This window comes from Elusimicrobiota bacterium, from assembly GCA_026388075.1.
Lineage (GTDB): Bacteria > Elusimicrobiota > Endomicrobiia > Endomicrobiales > JAPLKN01 > JAPLKN01.
Genome location: JAPLKN010000012.1, coordinates 1 through 6,411 on the forward strand (window position 1 = coordinate 1; position 6,411 = coordinate 6,411).

General features: G+C 36.5%; 4 protein-coding genes. All 4 read left to right on the forward strand.

Annotation, left to right across the window (positions count from 1 at the left end; genetic code table 11):
- Positions 1-1,026 (forward strand): radical SAM protein (locus NT145_00410; GenBank protein ID MCX5781160.1); only part of this gene is annotated, 1,026 nt, incomplete at its 5' end.
- Positions 1,027-1,230: 204 nt separating this feature from the next.
- Complete coding sequence (locus NT145_00415) at positions 1,231-2,355, forward strand: hypothetical protein (protein ID MCX5781161.1); 1,125 nt, start codon at positions 1,231-1,233, stop codon at positions 2,353-2,355.
- A 341-nt stretch (positions 2,356-2,696) separates the two neighbouring features.
- A complete protein-coding gene (locus NT145_00420; GenBank protein ID MCX5781162.1) occupies positions 2,697-5,882 on the forward strand; it encodes a UvrD-helicase domain-containing protein in 3,186 nt (1,061 codons plus the stop codon).
- Positions 5,883-6,119: 237 nt separating this feature from the next.
- The coding region (locus NT145_00425; protein ID MCX5781163.1) for a hypothetical protein at positions 6,120-6,411 on the forward strand (292 nt) is incomplete at its 3' end.

The following is a 6,411-nucleotide window of genomic DNA, read 5'->3' on the forward strand; positions in this document are numbered from 1 at the left end:
ATTGGCGAGGTAGAAGGGGTATGGGAACAGTTAATTCAAGATCATACGCAGGGGGGACTTCAAAAATACTATCATTGTCCAAACCCGTCCTTAGAAAGGCATATCGAAAAAGAACATAAACGGAGTAAGAGATTTTTAAATGTTCAATCAATAATGACCACTAAAGGATGTCCGTATAGATGTTCTTTTTGTACCGTTTCAGATATTTATGGAGAAAAGATTCGCCACGTACCAATTGAAAATGTTATTAAAGATATAGAAAAGATGAAGGTGAATAGTAATTATTTTATGATTCTAGATGATAATGTAATTGGAGATATTAATTATGCAAGGCAATTATTTAAAGCAATTAGTCCTTACAAGATAAAATGGGTAGGGCAGTCTAGCATTTCAATAGCTTATGATAGTGAGTTATTGAAACTTGCAAAAGAAAGTGGCTGCTTAGCTCTCTTTATTGGAATTGAGAGTATTTCAAAAGGGCAGATGGAATCATTAAAGAAATCTCCGAAAGATATGGCGAAAATCGAAGAATGCATAAAGAAAATAAAAGATAGGGGAATTTTCTTTTATCCTTCATTTGTTTTTGGATTTGATACCGATACAAAAGCGATATTTGAAGAAACATATGAATTTGTTCTAAAAAATAATATAAATATAGCTGCATATCTTGTTTTAACGCCGCATCCCGGAACAAAGATATTTGAGCAATTTAAGAATGAAAGAAGATTGTTAACAGTGAATTGGAAATATTATGATCATAATACAGTAGTTTTCAAACCAAAAAATATGACACCCTATGAGCTTCAGGAAGGATATCAAAGGTTTTATAAAGAAGTTACAAAAATTCCGTTAATGCTTCAAAGATGCGGAGAAAATATTAAGAACCCTATAAAGGCGCTAGGAATTTTGCTTTGGCACCTTTCTAACAGAAAATGGTTGAAAGAAAAAGGGCAGGATAAACTGGAGAGAATAAAAACCGGAAAGTTTGATCAGCCATACTGTTCCACTTTAAGTCTCGGGGTATAATTTGTTAGAATAGGCTCCCAAAAGGAGTCGCGTATGGAACTCGGAAAATTGGACTATAAATCAATTGTAATGCTACCCAAAAGTCAAGGATTCACCAGCTGTGTATTATAGCTGTTGAAGTAGTCTGCTGCCTCGGCGCTTGATCAAAGATGTCCGTCTTTTCTTGAAGCAATACTTTGCTAGTTTTTCTTACGGGAAATTGACATGGAATACCAAAAAATACAAATTGATAATGTAAGAAACCGGAATGATTGGAAAGACTTTCTCAATTTGCCTTGGCGTATCTACAAAGGCAACCAATACTGGGTGCCGCCTCTTTTAAGCGAAGTTAAAGAAACTTTAGATGTTAATAAAAATCCTTTCTGGGAGCATGCCCAAAGAGAAGTATTTTTGGCAAGAAAAGATGGCAAAGTTGTAGGAAGAATAGTTGCAATTGTTGATGAGAATCATAACAACTTCCATCAGGAGCAAACAGGTTTTTTTGGCTTTTTTGAATGTGTGGAAGATTTTGAAGTTGCAAAATCACTTTGGGACGCAGCAAAAAACTGGCTAAAAGTCAGAAAAATGCAGATAATGCGCGGTCCTGTAAATCCGAGCACGAATGATGAATGTGCATTTCTTCTAGAGGGTTTTGATAAACCGCCAACCTTTATGATGCCCTATACTCAACGCTATTATTTGAATTTGGCAGAGCAATATGGTTTTCAAAAGGCAAAGGATTTATACGCTTTTATTAAATATGGAAAAGATGGTATTCCAGAACGTATTGAAAGAATGGTAGAAATAATTAAGAAAAAGACTCGCGTTAAAATTCGGCCTATTGACCTAAACAATTTCGAAAGAGATGTTCAATATCTAAAAGATATTTATAACTCTGCCTGGGAAAAGAATTGGGGATTTGTGCCGATGACGGATAAGGAAATAGATTTATTAGCAAAAAAATTAAAACAATTTGGTGAACCGAAACTTGTCCTTTTTGCGGAGATTGATAATAAACCCGTGGGAGTTACTCTTACATTACCAGATCTTAATCAAGTTTTGAACAAATTAAATGGTAGATTGGGGCCGATCGAAATTCTAAAATTTCTTTATTATAAGAAAAAAATGGACGGAGCTCGTTCTCTTGTTGCTGGAGTAAAAAAGGAATATCGCAATAGCGGCATTATTGCTGTCTTGTTTTATGAAACACATAAGACAGGTGTTCGTCTTGGCTACAAATGGAGTGAACTTGGATGGAATCTCGAAGATAATGATTTAATTAATCAGTTCGACACTGAGATTGGCGGGAAAATTTATAAAAAGTATAGAATCTATGAAATGAAAATCTGAGCGAAAGCGAGGGAAGATATAATTTGCCAATTGTTAATCCTAATGTTTTTCTCAATAAAAATACAATTCAACCAACCTCAACAACACGCATAGCAGATTTAATCGTGTCACTTTAATCCAGCGAGCCTGCAACTCTTAATCTAATAAATTATGTTTCAGATTGATTTCTGTTCAAGAAAACCAGAAATCTCTATGAATGAAAAAATGCAAATATAAAGATTTTGGTAATACCAAAACGTATTATTCATTTTTTGTTCTGAGAATTCGCTTCAAGAATTATATATAATATAACTGCCAAAAAATCGACTGTAAGAAAAGCTAAATTTAGGAAATAATCCTTAATGGATAAAACGGCTAATACTGTCAGCGGAATCATCGCGGTCAATGCTTCGGCAGGGTCCGGCAAAACACACGCTCTGGCAAAAAGGTTCGTAAGCTTATTCCTTGCCCAGCCGAAAACAGCACTTTCCTTCAAAAACATTCTTGCCATAACTTTTACCAGAAAAGCATCTAAAGAGATGAAGCAAAGAATTATACAGTTTTTCAAAGAGATTTCGTTTAATACGGACAAGGGAAAAGAAGTTATTTTACCGGCTGAGCTTTCCTCTGCCCTTCAGCAAAAGGCACGAAAACTTGTTGACGAAATGCTTGCCAACTATGATTTTTTTCAGGTGCAGACAATTGATAGTTTTATGAATGCGCTTCTTAAAAGCTGCGCATTCCGGCTGGACCGTTCCGCGTCTTATGAAACTAAAACCGATCACAAGGAATACCTGATAAAGAGCCTTGACTTGGAAATAGAAAAAGCGCTCAAAGATGAAAAATTCAAAACCGTTTTTGACGAGTTTCTCCACAGGCTGATTTTTGTTGAAAACCGCATAAGCTGGTTTCCCAAAGAAGACATTCTAAAAGTCATGGAACAATTGGTTGATCAGACAAGCGCGTTCGGAAAAGAATTTATACCAGCGGACGCGTCCTCATCAAAAGATATAGTAGATCTTAAAAAACGGGCGCTGAAAATTTTAGAAGAGCTTTACGGTCATCTTCCGGAAAAGACCAATTCAACTTTTAAGAAAAAGCTTGGCACATTATTCGGACGTGCCGTAGAAAATTTTGTTTTTGATGATCTTTCAGAGAGCCTTACCCGCGAAGAATTTCCTATAAACAAAGGCGGCGAAGTGCCGAAAAAAACGCTTAAACTTTGGGATGAAGCGCGTGAAATGCTTCAAAAAATTGCGTTGAAAGAAGCTTATTCCTACTTCAATTACTACATAGAAATTTTCAAGAATGTCTACAATACATTTCAGGAAATCGCCAAAAAAGATGATATTCTTTTTCTTTCGGAATTCAACAAACAGGCAGAAACGCTTTTTGAGTCCGGCTCAAATATTATTCCCGAAGTCTATTACAGGCTTGCGTCGCGCTACCTTCATTTTCTAATTGATGAATTTCAGGACACCAGCGTGCTTCAATGGCAAAACCTTAAACCCCTTATTAAGGAATCGCTTGCATCCGGCGGATCATTTTTTTACGTTGGGGACAAAAAGCAGGCGATTTATAGTTTCCGAGGGGGAAACGCCGGGCTTTTTGACCAGGTCCCGGATCACTTGTACCAGTATGAAAGCAAGGAAACAAAACTTGAAGAAAACTATCGGAGCCAGAAAGCGATAGTTGAATTTAATAACGAAATATTTTCTGCAGAAAACCTAAAATCGTTTCTGTTAAATGAAAAAATAGAATTGGAAGAACCTTACCGAAAAGACATACTTAAAATATTTTCAAACATCAGCCAGAAATGGCAGGAAGAAAAAGGCCAAGGTTTTGTTTCAGCAGAAAAGATAGAATCAGAAAATGCCGAAGAGGAAGATCTAATAAAGGATAAATTATTAAAACTTATAGCTGATCTCCGTCAAAGGGCGTATGGTTTCAGGGATATTGCGGTCCTTTTCAGAGATAATGCCCAGGTTGAGCTGATTACATCATGGCTTATAGAAAACGATATCCCCGCGGAATCCGAAAAAACTCTTAACATTCGCGAAAACTCCCTTATCAAAGAGCTTATATCGTTCATAATGTTTTTAAATTCTCCTATAGATAATGCGGCTTTTGTTTCGTTTGTTACAGGAGACATATTTTTAAATGTGTCAAAAATCCCCGAAGATGAAATGCGGGACTTTATATTTTCACACAATCCCAGAAAAACCGGCAGAAAAGAAAATCTTTATAAACTTTTCAGGGACAGCTACCCGGACATCTGGGACAAATTGATAGAACCGTTTTTTATAACGGTCGGCGTGCTTCCGTTTTACGAATTCATAATAAACATTTTTTCTACCTATAATATTTTGGAGAAATTTAGCGAATGCCACTTGTTTTTTATATCTTTTCTTGAGCTCGTTAAAGAAAAATCAAAAGAAAATTCCGGAATAGCGTATTTTCTGGATTACTTTTTAAAAGCCGAAGCCAAAGAACTTTTTGTCCATTCGGCAAAAGCTGACGCGGTAAAAGTCCTTACCATACATGGGGCAAAAGGCCTTCAGTTTCCTGTTGTTATAAATCCCTTTTTTGAAATAGTCATACAAAATTCAGGCACTTTCTATATCCCTGCCGAAAAAGGGATTTTTATGATTCCCTTAAAAGAAGCGCGGGACAAATTTGCGGAAAAGCTTATGGAGTTTGAAAGCAGGGACACTAAAGAAAATTGCATAAACGAACTTAATACTGCCTATGTTGCGTTAACCCGCGCCGAAGAAGAGCTTTACATTTGGTATACCCGGAAAACCTCAAACCGCACAAACCTTGCTGCATTCCTATTCTCAAAAGATAAAATTGAGACAGGAACAAAAAACATTTTTATACATAAAGATGAAACGCTGAACGAAGTCAGAATTTCTCCCCAAAATTATCAGGGGCTATCGGAATTCTTAAAAGATGAAAGAGAAGACATCCTGAAAATCACAAAGCGAAAAGAGGTTACTTACGGAAACGCACTGCATTACGCCTTTTCGTTTATCGGCAATCTTAGCGGAAAATCGTTTGAAAAAGAAATTGAAACAATTGCAATTAAAACAGCGTTAAAATTCGGCAAAATTTTTGAAGACAAAGTTAAGAGGAAAATGAACTCTTTAATCGCTTCTAACGAGATTCGGAAATTCTTCTTTATTGAAAACGGCACAGTTTACCCCGTTAGAGATTCAGGTGATAAAGTGAAAAAAGGTAGCAACTTTGTCCAGGAATCAAAAAACAATACTTCATTCCAAAGCAAAGAATCTATTTCAATCTCTAACGGGGTTTATCAGGAAAAAGAAATTGTTGATAAAGCCGGCCAGACAAAAATTATTGACCGGCTGATAGTTTCGGATAAAGAAATAATGGTTGTTGATTATAAAAGCACCGAAGAAAACAAAGATGCCCATATTGAGCAAGTCAAAGAGTACTGCTCAATCGTTTCCGAAATTTATCCCGGCAAACAAGTAAAAGGTTTTATCATATATTTTGATTCAGAGATTGCAATTAAGGTTGTTTAATCCCAATTGAACCGCTTATGAGGGAGATTTTTTTCGGGAGCAGTCGGCGAGGACTGTTTGAGGTCATTCCTGGCAAAGCCGAAGACCGAGTTACGCAGACGCCGAAAAAATATCGAGCGAATGGTTCACGGGGTGCATTTCTTTTGATGACTTTTCTTTAGGCAAGTAAAGAAAAGTTATCTGGGGTGCAGGGGCGGGACAGCCCCGCAAGTATTTCAAAGAAGTTTGAGGTTTAACATGGATCAGGTAATTAATTTTCCTCTTGGCGATAACATAATTTTAGGAATCGCCGACCATATTGAAAAAGAATTCATAAAAACCAATAAACCTTTGGACCGATGCGCATTTGTGTTCGGCGGAAGGAGGCCTTCGCTATTTCTGAAAAGGGAACTTGGGTTAAGGATTTCATCGGCTTATCTTTCGCCGAAATTCTTTTCAATGGACGAGTTTGTTGAGTATCTTGCCGGGAAAACAAATGATTTTGTGCTCTTAAATGAAATGGAATCAACATATAAATTGTACGAATTCT